Below are 21037 nucleotides of genomic sequence, written 5' to 3' on the forward strand. Positions count from 1 at the left end.
TTTTCAGGCTGACGGCGAGCATTATACACCTTCTTCACAGGAAAAGTTAAGCCTCTCCGGTAAGTATCCGGAGATGTAAAATTACTGACACAAATAGTCAGCTATAAAAGGTGGCAGACAATGGCGTTCGGATCCTTCGACAACCAGATCACCCGTCGCGGCTACGTCACAAAGCAGATGGACCAGATCTGGTCGGAACGATCGACGGTTCAAAGCTGGTTCGATGTTGAGGCTGCCCTGGCGCGAGTCCAGAGCGCCATCGGGATGGTCCCGGCCGGAACCGGTGCCCAGATCACCGGCCAGGCCAAAGCCACCGACACCGTGTCGATGACGACATCCGCCAGTGAGTTCACTACGGAGCCGCCACCCTCGGCATGAGGTTCACCCGCTTAGCAGCCGACCTCGAGCGCTCCCGCGACGGCCTCACCGAGAAGGAATGCCATCCCCCGCATCCTGGCAGCCGTCGACAGAGCAGGACCGAACCTGCGATCTGCTATAGGAATATTCGGCCACATACCGGAACACATCACGGAATAATAAAAACCCCGAGTTCGTCAAACAGCCCCTGCATCGTCTCAACCCGGAAACGCTCGACCTCGTGATCCGCCGGGGCTAAAGCAGCCACCAATGATTCCAACAAGATGAGGTAGCAGGCCCTCGACCGAAACGCCGTCGAAGACTCCGAAGACACCAACAAGACGTGGTCAGCGTACCTGCGCATCGGAGTGGAAGAACGGTTCGTCAAAAGCACCGTCGTCATGTTGCGCTGGTGGAAGAGCCGCAAGACCGACTCAACCATCCGGGAATGCCGGTCAAACACAGATGCCAACAAGATAGCGTTGTCGGGAAGGTCAATGAGCTGATGGGCCATCCGATCAGTCGAATCCAACAAGATGACGTCACGCCGGTAATAGCGCACCAATAACCGGAAATAGTCAAGCAGAGCATGCCCAGTAGCAGCAGCGACAAGGCAGAGCGGACGGGAATCGTCGCGCAGCAACTCAACAACTCGGTCGAATGTTTCGCCATCCAAAGAGTTCAGACCAATATCAATGCTGCGTCGGGCAGCTTCCATCTTGGAACGCCACATGGCTCCCGGTTCATCAGTCATGGGGTCATTGGTTGTGCGATCACTAGGAAGGTCAAAGTTGGCGGCGACTTCCTCACGAAGGCTCCGCGAGAAGTCACGGAAGCTGGCATAGCCCAGCTTACGCACAAAGCGCGTCACCGACGCCGTTGAGGTCCCCGTCGCAGCACTGATCTCGTCCAAGTTCTCCAAGGCCACATGAGGAAAAGAATCTTCACAGTACTGAGCAATGATTGCATCGGTCGGCGTCATCGCTTGTAGCTCTCCCAACCGGGTATATAAGCTGCCAGGTGCCGAGCCCTTGGACTCAGCCATCTTCGCCTCCTCCATGGTAAAAACTCACAGCAACCACTGTGGCAGCCGTAGATATTACCCGGGCCTCACATGAGGATCAGGCTCGAGGTCATCATGACGATGAATCCGACAAGCATTGGAGGCGCGGTTAGCCTGACGACGGCAACCGGCAAGACACCCGCGGCTCCAGCCGCCGGACTAACCCCCGCCGCAGTGATGATGACCCCTTCGTCAACCCATCGTCATCGTGAAACGTAACTTGTGAAAATTAATATACGTCCTCGACATTGTCAGAAAAAATACTAACATTGCTCCAGTTGACAACGGTGCCCCTTGTGGCACTGACGTCCCCATGAACTCCATCCCCATGGGAGCCAATGGCAAGGAGCACTGATGCACTCAGCAACCGGGCTGCGACGATCCCGACCGGTAATACACGTCCTCATCTGTCTGTTGCTCATCCTGGCAGGAGCGGTTGGAGCAAGCCTCATCCAAACCGGAGGCGGCCACATCGCCGTCCAAGGGCTCAAAATCCCTGGCAAAGACGGAGCTGTAGCTAGTGCCGACCTCTTCCGACCCGACACGGCAACAGCAACGCACAAAGCCCCTCTCATCGTCGTGACACCAGGATTCCAGCGCACCAAGGAGACCCAGATCTCCTACTCCCTGGAACTCGCTCGCCGTGGATACGTCACCCTCGTCGTCGATCCGTACAACCAAGGCGAATCGACCTCTCAGCCTCCCCACAGCGACGACCCCAGCATCCAGCCAGCCATCGATTACGTGTCGCGTACCAACGCTCTCAACTATGTCGATAAGACCAAGATCGGCATCACCGGCCACTCCGCAGGTGGATCCCAAGTGCGCCACATAGCCGCAGAATACGGCACTAAGGAGGCCAAAGCCCTTAAGAAAGCTAAGGCTCCCGACTCCCCCGGAGGCACAACGGTTACGAAGGAGGAACGCGAAAAAGCCGAACAACTCAACCCCATCCGCTCTGTCTTCATCTCGGGCTGGTTACAGCAGCTAAACGCCAAGAAGCTCAAAAACATCCGATCCAATATCGGCATCGGCTACGCCCTCTACGACGAAGGCGGCTACCGCAATAAAACCCACAATGGCGATCTGCGTCACGCCCCAGAGGCCATTGCCGTCATCAACTCTGGCCTGCCAAAGTCACAGCACGTCAATCATGTGGTCGTCGGAAAAGGTTACGGGTCAGCTGCCGATCGAACCTACCGCGTGGCTTATAACGACCGGACGATTCACCCGTTCCAGCCGCTCACACCCAGCGCCATCGGGTCGATGATTCAGTTCTTCGACGACACCATCGGCGCCCCGCACCAGATGAGTACCTCCAACCAAACGTGGTGGCTTAAAGAACTCTTCAACGGCCTATCCCTCGTCGCAGCGCTGGTCATGCTCGTGCCCCTGACGAAACTGCTTCTGACAATTCCATGGTTCGCAGCGGCTCGTACCGACATCTCCCCCGCCCCACCGAAACCCAAAGGCAAAAGCGCGGTAATATTCTGGACTATCTTCGTCATCTCAGCAGCCGTTGCCTGCGTAACCTTCATCCCCTTATCGGTAGCTAGCCAGCACATCTTTTCGGCCGCAGCCAACAAACAAAACGGCTGGTTCTTTCCCGGACGAATGGTTAACGGGGTCGTGCTGTGGTCGCTCGTTAACGGCCTATTCGGTCTCGTCCTGCTGTGGATCAGCCACGCCATATCGAAGAAACACGGCGACGACGAGGCCAAAGACTGGGGAGTTCGGATGAACTGGGTCCAGACCGGGCGGACCCTCGCCCTAGCCCTGCTCGTCATCGTCATCTTCTACACAATCCTGGCAGCCATCTACGGCTTCTTCCACGTCGACTACCGACTTTTCGTGGTAGCTGCCCGCCCGCTAACAAAGCGCTGGTTCCTCATTGCACTGGCCTATGTGCCGGCCCTGTTCCTGTTCTTCTTGTCAAACTCGTTGCGGGTCAATACCTCAATGCGATTCAACAACCAACGTCGCTGGGTCAATTGGCTCATCATTGCCCTGGCCAATTCCATCGGCCTGGCAGCCATTTTCGTCATCCAGTACGTCACACTCTTCTCGACCGGGACGGTGTTCTGGACGACGACCTGGCTGTACGTCAACATGCTGCAATCCCTGCTACCCATGATGGTGGTATTGCCGCTGTTCAACCGTGCCTTCTACCATGTCACCGGGCGGGTGTGGCTCGGCCCGATCGTCACCACTACGATCTTCGCCCTGATGGCACTAGGTGGATCGGTGGCGTATATCCCCATGTTCTGATCGGGGCCACAATGCGCCCCGACGGGTCAGCCTCATGGTCCGAGGCGCACGTCACTCGGAGGGGACGTCCTCCTGTGGCGGTTGCCATGCCAACGGAAGAGGATGAGCCGGGTGAAGCGCCTCATCGTCCTGAGGAACCGACTTTACCCTTCCGATCTCACTTCCCCGGTACTCAAATCGACACGTGACAATGCCGTGACCCGACCCCCACACCCAGCCACGCCCATATTCATCGTGAATGAGGTCAACCCCAGGAGGCCAATTTCGCCCGTCAAAAGATCGACGTCGACCAAAGGGTCCCGGCTGGATGGGGGTGATCTCCTCGGTCACCTCGGGTTCGTCGAGCAGCCTCCCCTCATCATCAACGACGAAAAGTTCCTCCTGGGCCGACGTGGCGAAATTCGATACCCCGACGCCCAGCAGTCGCACTCCCTCGCGCAGATCAAGGGAATCCAGCATCCGCACCGCCAGCTGGGAGATCCTCTCAGGCGAGTCGGTGGCTCCAGTCAGAGTCACCGACCGCGACCAGACGGTGAAGTCGGCCATCTTCGCCTTAAGAGTGACAGTGCGAGCGAACTGCCCAGACTTCTTCAACCGGCCACACACCAAACCCGCATGACGCTCCACGATCTGACGGCACTCCTCGCGATGAGTGAGGTCATGCTCGAAGGTATCCTCCACTGAGATCGACTTAGCGATTCGGCTAGCCACTACCGGTCGGTCATCCCGTGCCCGTGACAAGGCGACGAGGCTCGCCCCGGAAGCATGGCCCAACTCATGGACCAACTCGGACTCCCGCGCAGCCCGGACGTCAGCGATAGTGCGAAGCCCCAATTTCTCCAACCGTTCCGCCGTAACCGGCCCGACTCCGGGGATAGCTCGAGCAGACAAAGGCGCGATGGTGTCAGCCTCGGTACCGGGAGCGATGAGGGCGATCTGATCAGTATGGCCACGTTGCGGCTTGGCCATCTCAGAGGCAACCTTGGCCATGAACTTGCTCGACCCGATACCCACCGAGCAACTCAATCCCTCGGTGCGCTCTGCTACCCGGGCACGCAATTCAACGGCAACTTGCTGCAAAGCGTCAAGGTTCTCGACGTCGACGTCACCGGCTTCTAGATCAACGAAGGCTTCGTCAAGACTCAGCGGCTCAACAAGCGGCGAGAGCTCCCGCAGCGTCGCCATGACAACCTTCGAGGACTCCCGGTAGGCCTCAAATCGTCCGGACAAAAAAGCGGCATTCGGGGCCAATCGACGCGCCTGAGACCCGGCCATCGCCGAGTGCACCCCAAATTTGCGGGCCTCATAAGAGGCCGTCGCGACCACTCCCCTGCCACCGACCCCACCAACAATGACAGCCTTACCAACGAGGGAGGGCTTATCCCGTTGCTCCACCGAGGCGAAGAAGGCGTCCATGTCCAGGTGGAGGATCGACGCCGTCGATCTCATGACCGGCGTCGGTACCCGACGAAATCGAAGCCGTCACGAGACTCACGACGAACCTCCACCCACACCTCAGGGTCAATGGCGGGGAAACGCGCCGCACCATTCGGATTCTGGTGGACTTCGGTGATGTCGAGCTCGTCGCACAACTCGAAAGTGTCGGCGTAGATCTGTCCACCTCCGGCAACAAAACAGATCTCCTCGCCTGCCTCACGCGCCATCTCGACGGCCTGACGCGGGCTGGTTGCGACGTCCACCCCCTCATGGGACCAGTGCGGGTCGCGGGTGCAGATGATGTGACGACGCCCAGGAAGCTTGCCGATCTGTTCAAAGGTACGACGCCCAAAGATCAATGTGTGACCCATCGTCACAGTCTTAAAACGACGGAAATCCTCACTAATGTGCCAGAGCATATCCTGCCCCGACCCGATGACGCCGTTATCAGCAACGGCGGCGATAGCGACGACCTTCATCAATCCTCCTGCGGCCTGGTGGAAACTTGATCCCGGCACCCGATCAGACCGCAATCGGAGCAGGCAGCGCCGGATACGGGTCATAACCAGTCAGGGTGATATCGGACAGCTCAAACCCGTCAATGTCACGGATACCCGGGTTGACGGTGAGCGTTGGCCGGTGCCGCGGCTTACGTTTCAACTGCTCATGAACCTGGTCGAGGTGATTGAGGTACACATGGGCATCACCCAAGGTGTGGACGAACCGCAACGGCTTGAGCCCGGTCACCGAGGCCACCAGATGGGTGAGCAGGGCATATGACGCGATATTGAACGGCACTCCGAGGAAGGTGTCACCGGAGCGCTGGTACAGCTGGCAGCTCAACCACGTCGGGGTTCCCCGATCATCCGGCGTGACGTAAAACTGGAACAAAGTGTGGCACGGCGGCAGGGCCATCTCCTTGATCTCGGCCACATTCCATGCCGAGACGATGTGACGACGCGACCACGGATTGGTGCGAATCTGCTCAACCACGTTGGCGATCTGATCAATTGTGCCATCGTCGTCGGGCCAAGAACGCCACTGATGCCCGTAGACCGGCCCTAAATCACCGTTCTCGTCGGCCCACTCGTCCCAAATGTGGATGTTATTATCATGCAGCCAGCCGACATTCGTATCCCCGCGCAGAAACCACAGCAACTCCCCGAACACGCTGCGGGTGTAAATCTTCTTCGTCGTTACCAGCGGGAATCCCTCGCGCAGATCAAAGACCATCTGGTGACCGAAGACGCTGACCGTCCCCGTTCCGGTACGGTCCTCGCGGCGCACGCCCTCGTCAAGGATCCGCCGCAACAAGTCGAGGTAGATCTGCATTCAGCGCCCCTCCAAATGGGCGACGACCGCCGGAACAATCGCGCGAACAGCTTGTCCTCGGTGGCTGATGGCGTCCTTGACCTCAGGAGTCATCTCAGCACTGGTGAGGTCACCGGGCTGGGCATCGGGAACAAACATCGGGTCATAACCAAACCCGTTTTTCCCGCGGGCCTCCGAGATGATCCGCCCCTCCATCGTCGCCACCTTGGTGATCTCGGTGCCGTCCGGGTCGACGAAAGCCATCGCACATACGAACCTACCGTGACGTCGCTCGTCCGGAAGGTCAAAAGTCTGATCAAGCAGCAGCTGAAGGTTGCGCTCATCATGAGCGTGAGGCCCCGACCAGCGTGCTGAACGGATACCGGGCATCCGGTTGAGGGCGTCAACCTCGAGTCCGGAGTCGTCAGCCAAAGCAGGCAAACCGGTTTCGTGGGCCGCAGCACGAGCCTTGATGAGGGCATTCTCCACAAAGGTTCTACCGGTCTCCTCCGGTGCCGGGGCATCGCTGACCTCCGACAAACCGACGATTTCGACCTCGGTGTCTGCTCCCTCGAAAGTGCGACGCAGCTCGACCAGCTTCTTAGCATTATTGGATGCCAGCACAATCCGGCTCATAACGTCACCCCCAAAGCCTCGGACTGGGCCTGCTTGAGGGTTGCGCAGCCGCCGGCGGCTAGATCGAGCAACTCATTGAGCAAGTTGCGGTTAAAGGGGGTGCCCTCGGCCGTTCCCTGGATCTCGACGAAATCTCCATTGCCGCTCATGACGACGTTCATGTCGGTATCGGCGCGCGAATCCTCCTCATAAGCGAGGTCGAGCATCGGGATGCCGTCGACCACACCAACCGAGATAGCCTGCACTGATCCGATGATGGGCTCGCTAACCAGTCCGCCACGCCCCCGCAGCCAGTTGACGGCGTCAATAAGGGCAACATAAGCGCCGGTAATGGAAGCGGTGCGGGTACCACCGTCGGCCTGCAGCACGTCGCAGTCGAGGATAATGGTGTTTTCTCCCAGCGCCTTGTCGTCAACGACGGCACGCAGGGAACGGCCTACCAGGCGGGAAATCTCATGAGTACGGCCTCCCACCTTGCCCTTGCGCGACTCGCGTCCAGACCGCTCATTGGTGGCACGCGGAAGCATCTCATACTCGGCGGTGACCCATCCCAGCCCGGATCCCTTACGCCAACGCGGTACACCCTCAGTGACCGAGGCATTACACAGCACAGTGGTGCGACCAAAGCTCACCAACACCGAACCCTCAGCCTGAGACAACCAGCCGCGTTCAATCCTGACGTCTCGCAACTGGTCCAGGCGGCGTCCGTCAATTCGAGAAGTCTCACTCACCTTGCCAAGGATAGTGGACCACACCGACACACAGCAGCTGTGACAACACCGTCGCGCAGGAGTTCAGTCTCGTACAACCGCGCGATCACCGAGGGAGTGCGCATCAGCATGCACCGACTGCACATCGTGGACGAATCCCTCCATCAGCCGTCGTCCCAGTTTCTCGAAACGCTCAGCATTCCCCGTAGTAAGGAAATAGCGGCTCGACTCGCGAGGATGGGAATGCAATAGCCCAGATTCGACCATCAAAGAGTACGACGCGCGGGCACACTGATGAGAGGAAGAAATGAGGGTGACGCCATCACCCAAGACATACGAAATGAGCCCAGCCAACAACGGATAGTGAGTGCACCCCAAGATGAGAGTGTCGCAACCAGCCTCCTGGATAGGCGCCAGATACTCCCGGGCAATAGCCTCAAGCTCCGGTCCGCTGGTGATCCCCTCCTCAACAAACGGGACGAATTTCGGGCAAGCCTGAGTCGTCAGAGTGATACCGGGCACCGCAGCCAATGCATCCTCATAGGACAGAGAGCGAGCTGTCGCCTCAGTACAAATAACGCCAATTCGCCCGTTACGGGTAGCAGCACTGGCCCGACGAGCAGCCGGCATGATGACATCAATAACCGGCACACCGTAACGCTCCCGGGCATCTCTTAACACCGCCGAGGATGCGGTATTACAGGCGATAAGCAGGGCTTTGACGCCGTGGGCGACAAGTCGGTCGAGGCATTGCAACGCATATCGTCGTACGTCAGCCATGGTCTTCTCACCGTAGGGAGCGCGGTCCGTGTCGCCCAGATAGACGATGTCTTCGTTCGGCATAAGGTCGACGACCGATCGAGCCACCGTCAGCCCTCCGAATCCGGAGTCGAAGATGCCGATCGGCGAGTCGACAACGTCGAAATCAGGTTCGGTCACAGCTCGACAGACTACCGCGCGATTTCCCCGAGCGACCACTCACGGGAAGTCACAGCACCCCTGCCTGGATGGTACACTCCCATAGGGTCATTAAGGTAAGGCTTTGCTATCATCTAACGATGCGCCGGGTCCCAACGGCAGCATGAAATCACTTCATTGGGGGGAGACAACATGACGAGGCATATGAATCGCAGCACCGCAGACAGCCAATGCGTCGTGCCACTCAGTTCACTGGCGGCAGGGCAGAACGCGACCATTGAAGACATCACCATCGAGTGTGCCGATTACGTCCGTCGCCGCCTTCACATGCTCGGTTTCGGCCACGGCCGCGCCGTCACCAAGATTCGTCAAGCGCCCTTCGGTGGCCCCATGGTGTTCCACGTCTGCGACGTCCAGATGTGCCTTCGCCGCGCCCAGGCAGACATGATCATGGTCCGCCCGGCACCCCAGACCGCGCCACAGCCGGTCGTCGAGTCGTGTGCCACCACTGCTCTCGCCTGATCAACCACCCTTCATCCTGCCCAATTCACGTAGAACCCACACCCATTCCGAGGTTTATTGATGCCCATACCCACCGCAGCACCCTGTCACACCGTTCCTACGACGGAACCGAGGACGGGTTCACCCAAACTGGCCCTGGTGGGCTCCCCCAACGGCGGCAAGACGTCGATCTTCAATCAACTCACTGGCCTGCATGCCAAGACCGGAAACTATCCCGGCGTTACCGTCTCCCGCAGTACCGGCGTCTGCCGGATCGGTAAAAATGAATACGGCATCGAGGACCTTCCCGGTACCTACTCCCTGACCCCCATCTCCCCCGATGAGGAAGTCGTCGTCCACGCCCTCGAAGGCACAATGAAGGGCATCCCTGCCCCCGACGGCGTTCTCGTCGTCGCCGACTCGACGGCACTGCGTCGATCCCTCCTGCTGCTCGCCGAAACCCTGGCACTCGGCCTGCCCACAGCCGTCATCGTCACCATGACCGACGAGTTACGCCGCCGAGGCGGCAGCCTCGACACCACCGCACTGTCCCAGGCCCTGGGCGTACCCGTGGTCTCGGTAGTCGCAAACCGCGGCATCGGCATCGGCGAACTGCGTCACCTCATCGCGGACTGGCAAACCTGGGACCGCCCCCCGGTACCGCCGCCCACTGCCACCGAAGAACTTGCCGGGTGGGTAGATTCCGTGCTGACCAGCGCTGGTTACCAAGACCCCCACCTCGACTCGCGCACAGAACGAATCGATAAGGTGCTACTCCACCCAGTGTGGGGAACGATCGTCTTCTTCGTCGTGATGTTCCTGTTCTTCCAGGCGCTGTTCACCTGGGCGGCACCGGCACAAGATGCCATCGACAACTTCTTCAGCTGGTTGGGAGGCTGGGTCGACGACAACGTCTCCAACCAGATCCTGGCCGGTCTGCTGGGAGACGGAATCATCGGCGGTGTCGGCTCCGTGCTGACCTTCGTCCCACAGATCCTGTTGATGTACCTGCTGTTGGCCCTGCTAGACGCAGTGGGTTACATGTCACGGGCGGCATTCCTCATGGATAAAGTCATGAGCCGTGCCGGGCTGGAGGGGCGGGCCTTTGTCGCCATGCTCTCGTCCTTCGCCTGCGCCATCCCCGGCGTGATGGCCACCCGCACCATTCCCTCGGCCAAAGACCGCATCGCGACGATGCTCGGCGTTCCGCTGGCCACTTGTTCGGCAAGACTGCCCGTCTACGTATTGCTGGTGGGAATGCTCATCCCCAACACCACGCAGATTGGGCCGTTCTCGGGCCGTGGCGTGGCAATGTTCCTGCTCTACCTGCTTGGTGCCGTCTCGGCAATGGCTGCGGCATGGGTCGTCAAGAAGATCACCGACCGTTCCGGCATCCTGCTGCCCTTCTACATGGAAATGCCGCCGTATCGCATCCCCACCCTGCGTTCGGTGGGCATCGCGATGTGGGAGCCCACCAAGGCCTTCCTTCATAAGGCTGGCACCATCATCATGCTGACGACCATCGTCATCTGGGCGCTGACGACCTTCCCGATGCGTTCCAACGCCGAACTCGCGAAGGCCGGCATCGACCCCAGCAACGACGTAGCCGTGGCGGCCTACACCATGGATCACTCAATCGCCGGAAGCATCGGCAAGGCCGTCGAGCCCGTCTTCGAGCCTCTCGGATTCGACTGGCGGATCGACGTCTCCCTCATCGGCTCCCTGGCCGCCCGTGAGGTCTCGGTGTCGACCTTGGGACAGATGGCCTCGGCTACCGATCCAGAGGATGACGTAGACGTCTCCCATCAACTCGACCATTGGACCTGGACCCATGGACCCAACAAGGGCAACAAGGTCTTCACCCCGGCCACCATCGTGGCACTCATCCTCTTCTTTGCCTACGCCCTGCAATGCATGTCGACCGTAGCGATCATGAAACGGGAGACCGGCGGATGGAAGTGGCCCGCCGTGGCCTTCGGGTATATGTTCGTGCTGGCTTGGGTCATGGCCTTCATCGGACGTCTCGTGACAGGTCTGCTGATGTGATGAAGCTCGCCTGTCATCCCTCCACCGCCGTTCATCCGGAGACGACCACCGACCCTGCCACCCTGCGCTGGGTGGTCTCCGGGATCACGCTGCCCTTCGCCGGGCTCTTGGTAAGCGCCCCCGGCCTCGACGAGTTCCTCAACCAGGTACGCGTCGAGGCGACGGTCGGCGCCGTCATGGCGACTGTTCTCGAGGGCACATGGGAACGCATCGGTGCCGGATTCCGGACTGCCTTAACCACAGCCTTGGAACGCACCGATGAATGGGTGGGCGGCCCTGACAGCAAGCCCCTCAACGAAGTCGAGACACTGCGCCGGTGCGCCGATGAACTCATCGGCGGGCCCGTCGGCGCGGTTGCCGCGATGCACGGAGGGTCAATCGAATTGGTCGACGTGTCGGTCGGTGACGAAGAGCGCAGAGTCGACGTCGCCATGAAGGGAGCATGCCGAGGTTGCCCGGCAGCCATCATGACCCTACATCAGCGCCTGGAACGTCAACTGAGTCTGCGATTGCGCGAGCCGGTCACCGTACGGGAAATCTGACACCTACTCCGACAGCTCCACCTCAACGAGCACCTCCACGACGAGGCCAAGCCACTCGTAGACGCACTCCTCCTCGGCACCCAATTCCTCCCGGGCCGCCCGAGCGACTTCGTCGGCAGTAACCTGGTCGATGATCCCTAGCCGGGCGGCCATCATGCCACGCAGCGCATTGACAGTACGAAGCCAACGTTGCGTCATCTCAGGGTTCATGGAAATACAGCCGGTTCGGTGCAACGTCTCCACATCAGCGCTTAAGGACTGAGCGTCTTCCCAGCGCGCCGCGACATCCTCGGCGTCATGGTCGACATGGAATTGCGCGTCAGCTGAATCGTCGTCGCGATAGGCGCTGGGCAGGATCGATCGACGCACCTCGTCGTCCTCCTGAAGTCCAGAAAACTGGCTCTCCCAAAAAGCGAACGGGCCCCCTCCGTCGTGGAATGGGCAGGAGCGGCACGCAAACGCGACAAGGCCTCCACGTAATATCCCAGGGCAGTCTCGATGCCGATAATTTCGACGTGTTCTAGATACCAGACCCAGCGATTTCGAGTGCCCTCGATCCTCATCCTTGGCCGCCCTTTTCGACCGAGGCCTGCAAACCGTAGCCGTGCATCGCATGCACGGCTACCTCCATCTCTATCTTTACTACCCTCGGCAACCGTCGCTCGACCCTGGTTATGTACCTGGATCATGAGTTGGGTGGCGCGTTCGCGCGGGTAACCGAAATATCTCATAAACACCATCGTCACGTAGTCCATGAGGTTCACCGGATCGTCCCAAACGACCGTCGTCCATGTCGATTCCTGGCCGACAAGGCGGTGTGTCATGGGTTCCGCGGTGGCTACAGACATGTGCTCATTCTGTCACCCAGGTGAGACACTCAAACTTCACCGACGCAAACATCCTCTAGAGCGCACCCCCTCTTAGACTGTGACCCATGTCGACCGCACTGTTCACCGACCACTACGAGCTAACCATGGTCGAAGCCGCCATGGCATCAGGGACTGCCAACCGCCGCTGTGTCTTTGAATTATTCCCCCGACGTCTGCCCGAAGGCCGCCGCTACGGCGTCGTAGCCGGTACCGGACGCGTCCTTGATGCTGTCGAGAACTTCCGATTCACCGACGAGGACGTCTCCTTCCTGGAACGCACCGGGGTAGTCGGCCCGCACATGGCCGAGTGGCTGTCACACTACCGATTTACCGGATCCATCCACGGTTACGCTGAAGGCGATCTCTACTTTCCTGGTTCCCCGCTGCTCACCGTCGAGGGCACTTTCGCCGAAGCCTGCGTGCTCGAGACCGTGCTGCTCAGCATCTACAACCACGACTCAGCTATCGCCTCCGCCGCATCCCGCATGGTCATGATGGGTGAAGGCCGCTCGATCATCGAAATGGGCTCGCGACGCACCCACGAAGAGTCCGCCGTCGCTGCCGCCCGTGCCGCGTGGATCGCCGGCTTCGGACCGACCTCTAACTTAGCCGCCGGGATCCGCTATGGCGTCCCCACCTCTGGTACCGCTGCCCACGCCTTTACCCTCCTCCATGACACCGAGGAAGAGGCTTTTCGCGCCCAGCTAGCCGCCTACGGTGAAAAGACAACCCTTCTCGTCGACACCTATGACATTGACAATGCGGTACGCACGGCCATCCGCCTCACCGAGGGACGCCTCGGCGCGGTCCGTATCGACTCCGGCGACCTGTCCATCGTCGCTCGTCAAGTCCGCAACTTGCTCGACGACCTCGGCGCCCCGAACACTCGCGTCATCGTCACTAGCGACCTTGACGAATGGCAAATCGCCGCCCTGCGCGGTGCCCCCGTCGATGGATTCGGCGTCGGAACCTCCCTGGTAACCGGTTCGGGAGCTCCAACCTGCTCCTTCGTCTATAAGCTAGTCGCCCGCGCCACCTCAGACAGCCCCGACGCCGAGTTGCTGCCGGTGGCCAAGAAGTCGTCCCACAAAAACACTGTGGGCGGGCGAAAGTATGCGGTGCGCCGCATTGGCTCAGGTGGGATCGCCACCGCAGAGGTCGTCGGGGTGGGCCAACCGCCAGCCGCCGACGCTGACGACCGTAACCTCATCGTCCCGCTCATCGTCAACGGGGAAGTTGTGGGCCGTGAACCGCTGGAGACGGCGCGTAAACGTCACCAGGCTGCCATCGCTGAACTGCCAATTTCCGGACGACGCATCTCGCGTGGCGACCAGGCCATCCCCACAGTCATGGTGAAGCAAGGCAACGACGGCGCTGACACCGTTCTTGGAGCATCCCTCTCCTGAGCACAACCCCAGGGGCACGGCCCAGAGCACGCCAGAAATACGACACGCGAGGTACCTCAGGGCCCGAAATCTGTCCAAAAGCCCCTTATGACGCGGTTTTGGGCTTGACTGAGAACCGACAACCGCTAATGTCAACTATGAGAGAACCGGCAACAAGCCCGAAATCGAACACAGTCCATTTGAGGAGACCCCATGACCAAGTCCGAGCTCATCAAGACCGTCGCCAAGCAGGCCTCGCTCACTGAGGCCCAGACCAACGAGGCCGTTAAGGCTCTTACCGACGTCATCACCGCCGCTCTAGCCAAGGGTGAGAAGGTGCAGCTTCCCGGTCTATTCACCGCTGAAACCGTTGAGCGTCCCGCTCGCAATGGCCGCAACCCTCGCACCGGCGAGTCCATGACCATCCCGGCTCACAAGGCCGTCAAGATCTCGGCCTCCAGCACTCTCAAGAAGGCCGTCGCTGACTGAGCGACCGCTCAGAGTTGTTGGATCTCAACATGTGGGGTCCGGTGCTTCACGGCACCGGACCCCAATTTTTCGTTATTACGCTCGCACCAGCTCACGCATGACGGTCACTTCTCGTTCATGACGTGAGACAGTCGCGCAGCCCGCTCGTCAGTAAATACCTCCTCCAGCCACATCGGGGAACCATCCGGATGGCTGAGAGGGACCCGCCAGTTTGGATATTCATTCGTGGTACCCGGCAAGTTTTGGGTGCGACGATCTCCCACTGCGTCAGTCAGGGTGGCATTGAGCACCTTTGACGGAGTGCGGGTAAGCATGCGATGCATCGCTAACACGATGTCCTCTTCGGAGGGGTCATCCCCCACCAACACGCCACGCTCACGCAGGATGGCGATCCAGGTGGCAGTCTGACGAGCCACCTCAGCGCGCTCGTGCTCGAGAGATTCCGTGAGTAGTCCCAGCTCATGACGCACCTCAACGTGATCACCAGCCAGATACCCAGTAGTGGGAGGTAGATCATGGGTAGCGACCGAACTCATGGCGTACTCGCGCCACTGCTCAGGAGGCAGCGGATTGCCATTCTCACCGTTCTCGAACCACAGGACCGAGGTGCCCATGATGCCGCGCTCACGCAGGTAGGCGCGCACCCACGGCTCTACCGTTCCCAGGTCCTCGCCCACGACAAGGGCGCCAGCCCGGTGCGCCTCCAGCGCCAAAATACCAACCATGGCTTCGTGGTCGTACCGTATGTAAGTACCCATACGCGGGCCGAGACCGACGGGAACCCACCACAGCCGGAACAGGCCGAGAATATGGTCGATGCGAATACCACCAGCGTGACGCAAAGCGGCGCGCACCATGTCGCGGAAAGGCCGATATGCCAGATCGGCGAGGATGTCGGGACGCATCGGAGGCTGTCCCCATTCCTGCCCAGCCTGATTAAAAGCATCAGGCGGTGACCCGACGCAAACGCCGTCAGCAAAGAGCTTCCCGAGCATCCACGCATCAGCTCCGGCACCGGAAACACCCACCGCCATATCGCACATGAGTCCCAGCGACATCCCGGCATCACGTCCGGCAGATTGAGCCGCCGAAAGCTGTTGGTCAGCAATCCACTGCAGCCACATGAAAAAGTCGACGCGTTCCTCGTGGGCTCGCACGAACTCTGAGACGGCACGGTTGCTGGGGCGTTGATACTCCTCGGGCCAGGTGCGCCAATCGTTGCCGTATACCTCCGTCAATGCACACCACGTCGCGAGATCTCCTAGACGAGTACCGCGCAGCCGGCGGAATGCCTGGTAGGACAATTCCCTCGATCCCTCCAGGCCAAGGGCATGGACGGCTTCTAGCACTGGCAGCTTAGCGTTCCAGGAACGATCTCGATCGATCGCCTCAACATCGGCCGCTGCTTGGGCCCGGGCCGAGCGTGCCTGGGAACGCTCATAGACGTCGAGGTCGGCATACTCCGGGATGATCTCGGGGCGCACATACAGCGGGTTCAGGAAGAGGCGGCTGCAAGGCAAATACGGCGACGGCTCGATAGGGGAAACAACCTGGCTGGCATGCAGCGGATTCACGAGCACGTAGTCAGCACCCTGAGTGGCCGCCCAGGTGGACAGGTCCGCCAGGTCGGAAAAATCGCCCATTCCCCAGGAGGCGCGGGAGCGAGTCGAATACAACTGCACGGCATGGCCCCAGACCCGAGACGAACCCATCGAACGAGGAAGGCCGAGCCAGTTCGGGGAGACAACAAGCGTAGAAGTCGCGCGATGGTCCGCAGTCGTCGCGACGATCGTGTGGTAGCCCAACGGTAGATCGCCAGGGATACCGAAGGTGGCCTCACCAATCCAACGATCGTCCACATGGCGATCGGGGTTCCAATTATCAACCTGCCAACACTCGCGGTGTTGCCCGTCCTCGCAAACGACGTGAACCTCCACCCACTCCCCTGCGTTAACGTGGACGTCAACCCGCCCCTCTTGGCCCTCACGTAGGACCACGATTCCGGGCAACACTCGACGCCACTTCCGGTTAGTCACCTCGTGGCACGCGCGTTCGGCACGTTCCGGAGTCGACGCGTCAATTCCCAAACCGTCAAGGACAGCAATAACAGTCGCCTCCCCGACCTCGGTGTACTGGCCCTTCCAGTCGTAATAATCACGAGCGATGCCGAAATGATCGGCCAGGGTCGTCAGGTGGGGATCTGTCAAGGACATGACGGCCTTTCGGCGCCCCAATCGTCGGGGCGAAAGTCAGGATCGGGCAGATTGTGCCAGGACGACGAATCGCCCCTACAACGACGAAATTTACTCGACGCCAGACTGGTGGGGCGGGCGAACCACCTGAGTGCCTGCCACTGCGTCATGAATGGTTTGACGGGAACGCTGCCACAATGGCATGAGGTAACTAAAAGGTGTCAACAGGACGATGGCTTGATTACCGATCTCGACGCAGGCCCACACGGTGGCCCTTATCAGAGCACGCCACCACACCAGACGACGATGTTCCTTGCCCTTATTCAGGGTGACGACTCGCAGCCCGCATATCAGCTGACCGACCGAACCCGCACAAGCTGCCAACATGATGAATTGGTAAATCGCCTGCGAAATGATCACCGCACCGACGAGGTTCGACAGGTCGCTGACGAATCCGGCCTTCATCAGGGATTGCATCGTGACGACGTCAGAGGGGCTAGCCCCAGCGTTGACTGCACGCATCGAGGTGGCGAGGAACGTCTGGTAACCGTCGACGATGCTCGCCACTGTCTCATGCATCGTCAGTCCGACGACGATCCACACCAGAACGGCGTCGATGATGGTCGACAACACTCGCCACCACCAGCCGGCTAGGGGGACTCCGTCAGCAGTCGATCCCCACCGACTCTGCGCCGGACTCTGTGACCTATCGGCATTCCCGCGACGCGAAACGGCTGCGTTAGGTCGTGGCGATGACGGAACCCGCGACACCGGAGCGAGCGTCTCGGGCACATGGCCGACACCAGGGTGCGGTTGAGGATCCGGCGGATTGCGCAGATTCCGGGTCCAACGCTCGCCGTCCCAATACCGCTCCTGTTCGCTTCCGGCAGGGTCGGGGTACCAGCCCATCGGGGGTGGAGTCGCATTCGTCATTAGTTCATTCTCCCACGAGGAAGCGGTCATGCCAGTTTCCGCCGTCGGCAAGGTCGTCGAGTGCCGCTATCAGCCCAGTCGGAGCTCAGCACCGTTCCACCATCCTTGCCCACTGATCCTCCAGTTTGGCCCAATTACGAGTCGCTATCCAGTCGGCAAGGGCCGTCGATTCCGTGCTCAAAGCGACTTTTGGAGCCTCTCGAAGGAGATGTGAGCCCGGGCACATCCCGGCCTGCACTGCTCGGGGCACAGCACCTGCCAGCAATCACATATCCCGTGACGAGGGACGCGACTACACGGTGTATGCGTGCCAAGATCCGTCTGTCGCACGACTGCGGGCGGCCACGTACACTGGTTGACCATGAGCACACAGGTGGCACCAAGTTCCAGCACCGCGGTCGAGGAAAAGACTCGTCCATCCTTCGATGACGGTGACGCCGAACGCTTCTCACACTATGTCCCCAAAGCGAAACTCACCGACGCGATGGTCAACGGGACCCCCGTCGTCGCCCTGTGCGGCAAGGTATGGGTACCCTCCCGCAACCCCGAGAAATTCCCTGTCTGCCCGGAGTGCAAGGAGATCTTCGAGTCGATGAACCGGTAAACACACCGATGAGGAACACAGACCTCAATCAGTGGCCAGCCAGGACAACGCCAGCTCATACCCCTTCAATCCCAGCCCGGCGATCGTCCCGGTGACATGCGCCGACACCACACTGTGGTGACGGAACTCCTCCCGGGCTGCGATGTTAGAGATATGGACCTCAATACAAGGCGCCACCAACTGGACGAGGGCATCGGCAATAGCGATGTTGTAGTGGCTCCAAGCCGCCGGATTAATGACGACCGGGGTCCGGTCATCAGCGGCCTGATGAATCCACCCCATCATCCGTTCCTCAGAATCGGTCTGACGCACCTCAACGTCCAGCCCCAGTTCGCGACCGTATTCGATCAGCCGGGCCGCTAAATCGTCATGGGTGGTCGTCCCATAAATCTGTGGCTCCCGTCGACCAAGCCGACCTAAATTCGGGCCGTTGAGAACCAAAATCTGCTTGCTCATGACTGATCCTCCGGTCTTTCCTCCCCGTCTTTAATGCGCTTATCCCCATAACGGATATCGGGCTCAAGGAATAGCGGACCAACCAACGGCTCAGCGGCGCGGACCGACGCCTCGGCGTTATCGATAATGCGCGCGACCTCGAAGGCGGAATCCGTCGGATCAACCGCGATCTTGGCGGCCAACAAGATCGTCTCAGGACCCAGGTGAACCGTCTTCATATAGATTACCGAGTCAACTCCGTCAGAATGTATCAAGGCGTCATAGACGGCCTTACGTGACTCCGGGGCAGCTGATTCCCCCTCCAACAGAGATTTCATCTCGCGCGAAAGCACCCCTGCGACAACGACCAGCAAAATACCGATACAAGCCGAGCCAATGCCGTCGAAAATCGGGTTATGGGTGAGCAGGGTGAGGCCAACACCCAAGAAAGCAAAAATCAAACCAAGAACGGCAGCAGAGTCCTCCAACATGACGACCGGAAGCTCCGGGGCCTTAGCCTTCCGGATGTACTGCAAAATCGTCATGCCTTCGCGGTCCTGGCTACTCTCCTTGAGAGCGGTACGCAGACTAGCTCCCTCTGCGCAAAGAGAAATCATGACGACTGCCAGCGGCACCCACCACCACTGGGAATCGAGGAGCTCATCGGGATGACCACCAAGAGTCGCGCCGATCTTGTGATAGGCCTCATACAGGGCAAACAGACCACCAAGGGTGAAGATGACGATAGCGACAATGAAACCAGACAAGTACCGCGCCGTCTCATAGCCGAAGGGGTGGTCCTCGTCAGCTTCCTTGTGGGACTCCTTGCCACCCATCATGAGAACGACCTGGTTGGCGGTATCAGCCACCGAATGGATAGCCTCGGCGAGCATCGACGAGGCCCCAGTAAGTGCCCATGCAATGGCCTTCGTTACCGCGATCGCAAGGTTGGCGGAGGCAGCTGCGATGATCGCTTTGCGGCCTCCCTGCGTCGGGTTGGCTGGCTCCTTGGCCCCGTTCGGCCGCTGGGCAGCGTGCGCTTGGCTCATGTCATCTCTTTCAGACGATCCAGCCCGAGAGCCACGTAGACAGCGGCGAAACTTCCCTGGAGTAGCAAGGCGACATAGCGGCTCATCGGCGAGGACTGCTCATCAATGCCGAGCGGCAAGGTGACGCTGCGCACCGTCACATCATGGGCGGCGCACAGCTGCTCAAGGTCGCGGCGGGCAGCGGCGTGCTCAGTCTCGGCGTCATCCATGACGACAAGGACAGGGCGACGCGTCTCACCGTCAAGGTCAGGATCAGCGAAGGGATCCCTCCTAGGAGCAGAATCAATGACAGGACGCAGCGCTGCGGAGTCGGCGGACAAGGCGATACGACCCGTGGCTCGCCTCATCCATTGTGCGAGGCGTCGCGATGCCCGCGCCGCAAGGACAGAACCACCCCACAAGAGGGGCTCTGCATCGGCTAACGCACACGCGAGATCCTTAGCCTCGTTGACGGCGAGGTCATGGTGGGGCGAAGCCGACTCGGCAACCATATCCGCAACCCGAGCAACCTGCCCGGGATCGACAACTGGTCCAAGACCCAGGTCGCTCAGCACCGACAGAGCCGCGACAGCGGCCGACATAGCATCCTCGGAGGCCATCTGAATACGGGCAGTGCCGTGGCTACCGGCAGCTTGCCAAGCCTCGGTCTCGCCACTGGACGCCAAGATGATGGCACTACCTCGACGTCGGGCCTCAGCTACCTGGGCCGCACACCGTCCATCGCTATCGAGGGCGACGACAAGATCAAGGGGGCCAACCCACGCTGGCAGCCGCAGGAAAGGCCACGCGACTAGCGGGACGGGACATATCGGCTCAAGGACAGACCGCACTAAACGAGCCTCGGGGCCGACAACGAGTACCCCCCGGGGCTGTCCCCACTCACCGACCGTTCGACGTACCTCGCCGAGATCCGCAGAGTCACGACGAATGCGCGCTCCCGTGCTAGCCAACTGACGCAGCACCCGCTCGGCGAGTGCGTCAAGAGGCGCGTCGAGACGCGAATCGTCGAAAGTCACTGCGGCCTCATCTCATGACGATGAGTGGGCTCAAAAGCTTCGGTGTCCTCGGCAGTGACCCCCTGACCAGTTTCTCGCTTACGCGCCGCGTCAAGGCGAAGGTCGGGAACGCCGTCGCGCACGAGAAAGGCTAGCCCACACGACGGAGAGGAACACACCAATTCCCCACTGTCGAAATCCAGGGCAAACCGGGAATGGCACGCCGGGCAAGCTGCCACTTCAAGGAATGCCGGAGAGAGGTCGAGTGCCTCAGGGGCCAGCGGTAAATCAGGCATA

At 60.2% G+C, this 21037-nt stretch carries 23 protein-coding genes and 2 pseudogenes; 9 read left to right on the plus strand and 16 right to left on the minus strand.

What is annotated here, in order from left to right; translation table 11 throughout:
* Positions 1–120: 120 nt before the first annotated feature.
* Entirely contained in the window at positions 121–378 is a 258-nt protein-coding gene (locus LRP59_RS08610; protein ID WP_002514665.1) for a hypothetical protein, read from the plus strand.
* Positions 379–526: 148 nt separating this feature from the next.
* On the opposite strand, the gene LRP59_RS08615 is transcribed toward LRP59_RS08610, so the two are convergent.
* Positions 527–1417, minus strand: coding sequence for a MurR/RpiR family transcriptional regulator (locus LRP59_RS08615; RefSeq protein ID WP_002530072.1), 891 nt, complete (start codon positions 1415–1417; stop codon positions 527–529).
* Between the two features lie 50 nt (positions 1418–1467).
* Positions 1468–1599, minus strand: coding sequence for a hypothetical protein (locus tag LRP59_RS12140; RefSeq protein ID WP_073885340.1), 132 nt, complete (start codon positions 1597–1599; stop codon positions 1468–1470).
* 175 nt (positions 1600–1774) lie between these two features.
* On the opposite strand from LRP59_RS12140, the gene LRP59_RS08625 reads away from it, so the two are divergent.
* Entirely contained in the window at positions 1775–3688 is a 1914-nt protein-coding gene (locus LRP59_RS08625; protein WP_002514668.1) for an alpha/beta hydrolase, read from the plus strand.
* A 51-nt stretch (positions 3689–3739) separates the two neighbouring features.
* On the opposite strand, the gene LRP59_RS08630 is transcribed toward LRP59_RS08625, so the two are convergent.
* The 6 genes from LRP59_RS08630 to murI are packed head-to-tail and all read right to left on the minus strand — an operon-like array spanning position 3740 to position 8721.
* Positions 3740–5137: a DNA polymerase IV gene (locus LRP59_RS08630; protein WP_002514669.1), complete on the minus strand. Its 1398-nt coding sequence runs from the start codon at positions 5135–5137 to the stop codon at positions 3740–3742.
* Positions 5134–5604, minus strand: coding sequence for a dihydrofolate reductase (locus tag LRP59_RS08635; protein ID WP_002514670.1), 471 nt, complete (start codon positions 5602–5604; stop codon positions 5134–5136). The genes LRP59_RS08630 and LRP59_RS08635 overlap by 4 nt, the downstream gene beginning before the upstream one ends.
* Before the next feature lie 43 nt (positions 5605–5647).
* On the minus strand, positions 5648–6457 hold the full coding sequence (locus LRP59_RS08640; protein ID WP_002514671.1) for a thymidylate synthase: 810 nt from the start codon (positions 6455–6457) through the stop codon (positions 5648–5650).
* Positions 6458–7072, minus strand: a complete 615-nt coding sequence (gene rdgB, locus LRP59_RS08645) for an RdgB/HAM1 family non-canonical purine NTP pyrophosphatase (protein WP_002514672.1) — start codon at positions 7070–7072, stop codon at positions 6458–6460.
* A complete protein-coding gene (rph, locus tag LRP59_RS08650; RefSeq protein WP_002514673.1) occupies positions 7069–7833 on the minus strand; it encodes a ribonuclease PH in 765 nt (254 codons plus the stop codon). The genes rdgB and rph overlap by 4 nt, the downstream gene beginning before the upstream one ends.
* 33 nt (positions 7834–7866) lie before the next feature.
* On the minus strand, positions 7867–8721 hold the full coding sequence (murI, locus tag LRP59_RS08655; protein WP_002514674.1) for a glutamate racemase: 855 nt from the start codon (positions 8719–8721) through the stop codon (positions 7867–7869).
* A 183-nt stretch (positions 8722–8904) separates the two neighbouring features.
* Between murI and LRP59_RS08660 the strand changes: the two genes are divergently transcribed.
* The 3 genes from LRP59_RS08660 (at position 8905) to LRP59_RS08670 (ending at position 11789) form a co-directional block, all read left to right on the plus strand.
* Positions 8905–9222, plus strand: a complete 318-nt coding sequence (locus LRP59_RS08660; RefSeq protein WP_252236860.1) for a FeoA family protein — start codon at positions 8905–8907, stop codon at positions 9220–9222.
* 138 nt (positions 9223–9360) lie between these two features.
* Positions 9361–11247: a ferrous iron transporter B gene (locus LRP59_RS08665; protein ID WP_002514676.1), complete on the plus strand. Its 1887-nt coding sequence runs from the start codon at positions 9361–9363 to the stop codon at positions 11245–11247.
* On the plus strand, positions 11247–11789 hold the full coding sequence (locus tag LRP59_RS08670; RefSeq protein ID WP_002514677.1) for a NifU family protein: 543 nt from the start codon (positions 11247–11249) through the stop codon (positions 11787–11789). Before LRP59_RS08665 ends, LRP59_RS08670 begins: the two co-directional genes overlap by 1 nt.
* 3 nt (positions 11790–11792) lie before the next feature.
* Here the strand turns inward: LRP59_RS08670 and LRP59_RS08675 are convergent.
* Positions 11793–12352: pseudogene (locus tag LRP59_RS08675) on the minus strand (DUF2017 family protein).
* A pseudogene (gene clpS / locus LRP59_RS08680) lies at positions 12349–12637 on the minus strand (ATP-dependent Clp protease adapter ClpS). The pseudogenes LRP59_RS08675 and clpS overlap by 4 nt, the downstream one beginning before the upstream one ends.
* Positions 12638–12723: 86 nt before the next feature.
* Here clpS and LRP59_RS08685 point away from each other — a divergent pair.
* Together LRP59_RS08685 and LRP59_RS08690 are read left to right on the plus strand one after the other, a co-directional pair.
* Positions 12724–14064, plus strand: a complete 1341-nt coding sequence (locus LRP59_RS08685; protein ID WP_002514680.1) for a nicotinate phosphoribosyltransferase — start codon at positions 12724–12726, stop codon at positions 14062–14064.
* Positions 14065–14256: 192 nt separating this feature from the next.
* The gene (locus tag LRP59_RS08690) at positions 14257–14532 is read left to right on the plus strand and encodes an HU family DNA-binding protein (RefSeq protein ID WP_002514681.1); all 276 of its coding nucleotides are present in this window, start codon (positions 14257–14259) and stop codon (positions 14530–14532) included.
* A gap of 104 nt (positions 14533–14636) precedes the next feature.
* Here LRP59_RS08690 and malQ read toward each other — a convergent pair whose 3' ends face one another.
* Together malQ and LRP59_RS08700 are read right to left on the minus strand one after the other, a co-directional pair.
* A complete protein-coding gene (gene malQ / locus LRP59_RS08695; RefSeq protein WP_002514682.1) occupies positions 14637–16745 on the minus strand; it encodes a 4-alpha-glucanotransferase in 2109 nt (702 codons plus the stop codon).
* A gap of 90 nt (positions 16746–16835) precedes the next feature.
* Positions 16836–17657, minus strand: coding sequence for an RDD family protein (locus LRP59_RS08700; RefSeq protein ID WP_009640122.1), 822 nt, complete (start codon positions 17655–17657; stop codon positions 16836–16838).
* A gap of 28 nt (positions 17658–17685) precedes the next feature.
* On the opposite strand from LRP59_RS08700, the gene LRP59_RS12145 reads away from it, so the two are divergent.
* The gene (locus tag LRP59_RS12145) at positions 17686–17871 is read left to right on the plus strand and encodes a hypothetical protein (RefSeq protein WP_002525672.1); all 186 of its coding nucleotides are present in this window, start codon (positions 17686–17688) and stop codon (positions 17869–17871) included.
* Between the two features lie 147 nt (positions 17872–18018).
* Entirely contained in the window at positions 18019–18261 is a 243-nt protein-coding gene (locus LRP59_RS08705; RefSeq protein WP_002522157.1) for a DUF3039 domain-containing protein, read from the plus strand.
* 24 nt (positions 18262–18285) lie between these two features.
* Here LRP59_RS08705 and aroQ read toward each other — a convergent pair whose 3' ends face one another.
* From aroQ to LRP59_RS08725, 4 genes are read right to left on the minus strand one after another with little or no spacing between them, the layout of a single operon-like run.
* Entirely contained in the window at positions 18286–18717 is a 432-nt protein-coding gene (gene aroQ / locus LRP59_RS08710) for a type II 3-dehydroquinate dehydratase (protein ID WP_002514685.1), read from the minus strand.
* Positions 18714–19745, minus strand: coding sequence for a cation diffusion facilitator family transporter (locus LRP59_RS08715; protein WP_002514686.1), 1032 nt, complete (start codon positions 19743–19745; stop codon positions 18714–18716). The genes aroQ and LRP59_RS08715 overlap by 4 nt, the downstream gene beginning before the upstream one ends.
* Positions 19742–20761, minus strand: a complete 1020-nt coding sequence (locus tag LRP59_RS08720; RefSeq protein WP_002514687.1) for an SIS domain-containing protein — start codon at positions 20759–20761, stop codon at positions 19742–19744. Before LRP59_RS08720 ends, LRP59_RS08715 begins: the two co-directional genes overlap by 4 nt.
* Positions 20758–21036 carry a Trm112 family protein gene (locus LRP59_RS08725; RefSeq protein WP_002514688.1) on the minus strand — a complete coding sequence of 93 codons (279 nt, stop codon included), beginning with the start codon at positions 21034–21036 and terminating at the stop codon, positions 20758–20760. The genes LRP59_RS08720 and LRP59_RS08725 overlap by 4 nt, the downstream gene beginning before the upstream one ends.
* Position 21037 lies beyond the last annotated feature (1 nt).

It is taken from the genome of Cutibacterium sp. 37298 (assembly GCF_023838685.1).
Classification (GTDB): Bacteria; Actinomycetota; Actinomycetes; order Propionibacteriales; family Propionibacteriaceae; genus Cutibacterium; species Cutibacterium acnes.

What these genes read in the sequence shown, in the direction of transcription:
- LRP59_RS08610 (WP_002514665.1), top strand. Translation starts at nt 121, where the DNA reads ATGGCGTTCGGATCCTTCGACAACCAGATCACCCGTCGCGGCTACGTC.
- LRP59_RS08615 (WP_002530072.1), bottom strand. Translation starts at nt 1,417, where the DNA reads ATGGAGGAGGCGAAGATGGCTGAGTCCAAGGGCTCGGCACCTGGCAGC.
- LRP59_RS08625 (WP_002514668.1), top strand. Translation starts at nt 1,775, where the DNA reads ATGCACTCAGCAACCGGGCTGCGACGATCCCGACCGGTAATACACGTC.
- LRP59_RS08630 (WP_002514669.1), bottom strand. Translation starts at nt 5,137, where the DNA reads ATGAGATCGACGGCGTCGATCCTCCACCTGGACATGGACGCCTTCTTC.
- LRP59_RS08635 (WP_002514670.1), bottom strand. Translation starts at nt 5,604, where the DNA reads ATGAAGGTCGTCGCTATCGCCGCCGTTGCTGATAACGGCGTCATCGGG.
- LRP59_RS08640 (WP_002514671.1), bottom strand. Translation starts at nt 6,457, where the DNA reads ATGCAGATCTACCTCGACTTGTTGCGGCGGATCCTTGACGAGGGCGTG.
- rdgB (WP_002514672.1), bottom strand. Translation starts at nt 7,072, where the DNA reads ATGAGCCGGATTGTGCTGGCATCCAATAATGCTAAGAAGCTGGTCGAG.
- LRP59_RS08660 (WP_252236860.1), top strand. Translation starts at nt 8,905, where the DNA reads ATGAATCGCAGCACCGCAGACAGCCAATGCGTCGTGCCACTCAGTTCA.
- LRP59_RS08670 (WP_002514677.1), top strand. Translation starts at nt 11,247, where the DNA reads ATGAAGCTCGCCTGTCATCCCTCCACCGCCGTTCATCCGGAGACGACC.
- LRP59_RS08685 (WP_002514680.1), top strand. Translation starts at nt 12,724, where the DNA reads ATGTCGACCGCACTGTTCACCGACCACTACGAGCTAACCATGGTCGAA.
- LRP59_RS08690 (WP_002514681.1), top strand. Translation starts at nt 14,257, where the DNA reads ATGACCAAGTCCGAGCTCATCAAGACCGTCGCCAAGCAGGCCTCGCTC.
- malQ (WP_002514682.1), bottom strand. Translation starts at nt 16,745, where the DNA reads ATGTCCTTGACAGATCCCCACCTGACGACCCTGGCCGATCATTTCGGC.
- LRP59_RS08700 (WP_009640122.1), bottom strand. Translation starts at nt 17,657, where the DNA reads ATGACGAATGCGACTCCACCCCCGATGGGCTGGTACCCCGACCCTGCC.
- LRP59_RS12145 (WP_002525672.1), top strand. Translation starts at nt 17,686, where the DNA reads ATGCCAGTTTCCGCCGTCGGCAAGGTCGTCGAGTGCCGCTATCAGCCC.
- LRP59_RS08705 (WP_002522157.1), top strand. Translation starts at nt 18,019, where the DNA reads ATGAGCACACAGGTGGCACCAAGTTCCAGCACCGCGGTCGAGGAAAAG.
- aroQ (WP_002514685.1), bottom strand. Translation starts at nt 18,717, where the DNA reads ATGAGCAAGCAGATTTTGGTTCTCAACGGCCCGAATTTAGGTCGGCTT.
- LRP59_RS08715 (WP_002514686.1), bottom strand. Translation starts at nt 19,745, where the DNA reads ATGAGCCAAGCGCACGCTGCCCAGCGGCCGAACGGGGCCAAGGAGCCA.
- LRP59_RS08725 (WP_002514688.1), bottom strand. Translation starts at nt 21,036, where the DNA reads ATGCCTGATTTACCGCTGGCCCCTGAGGCACTCGACCTCTCTCCGGCA.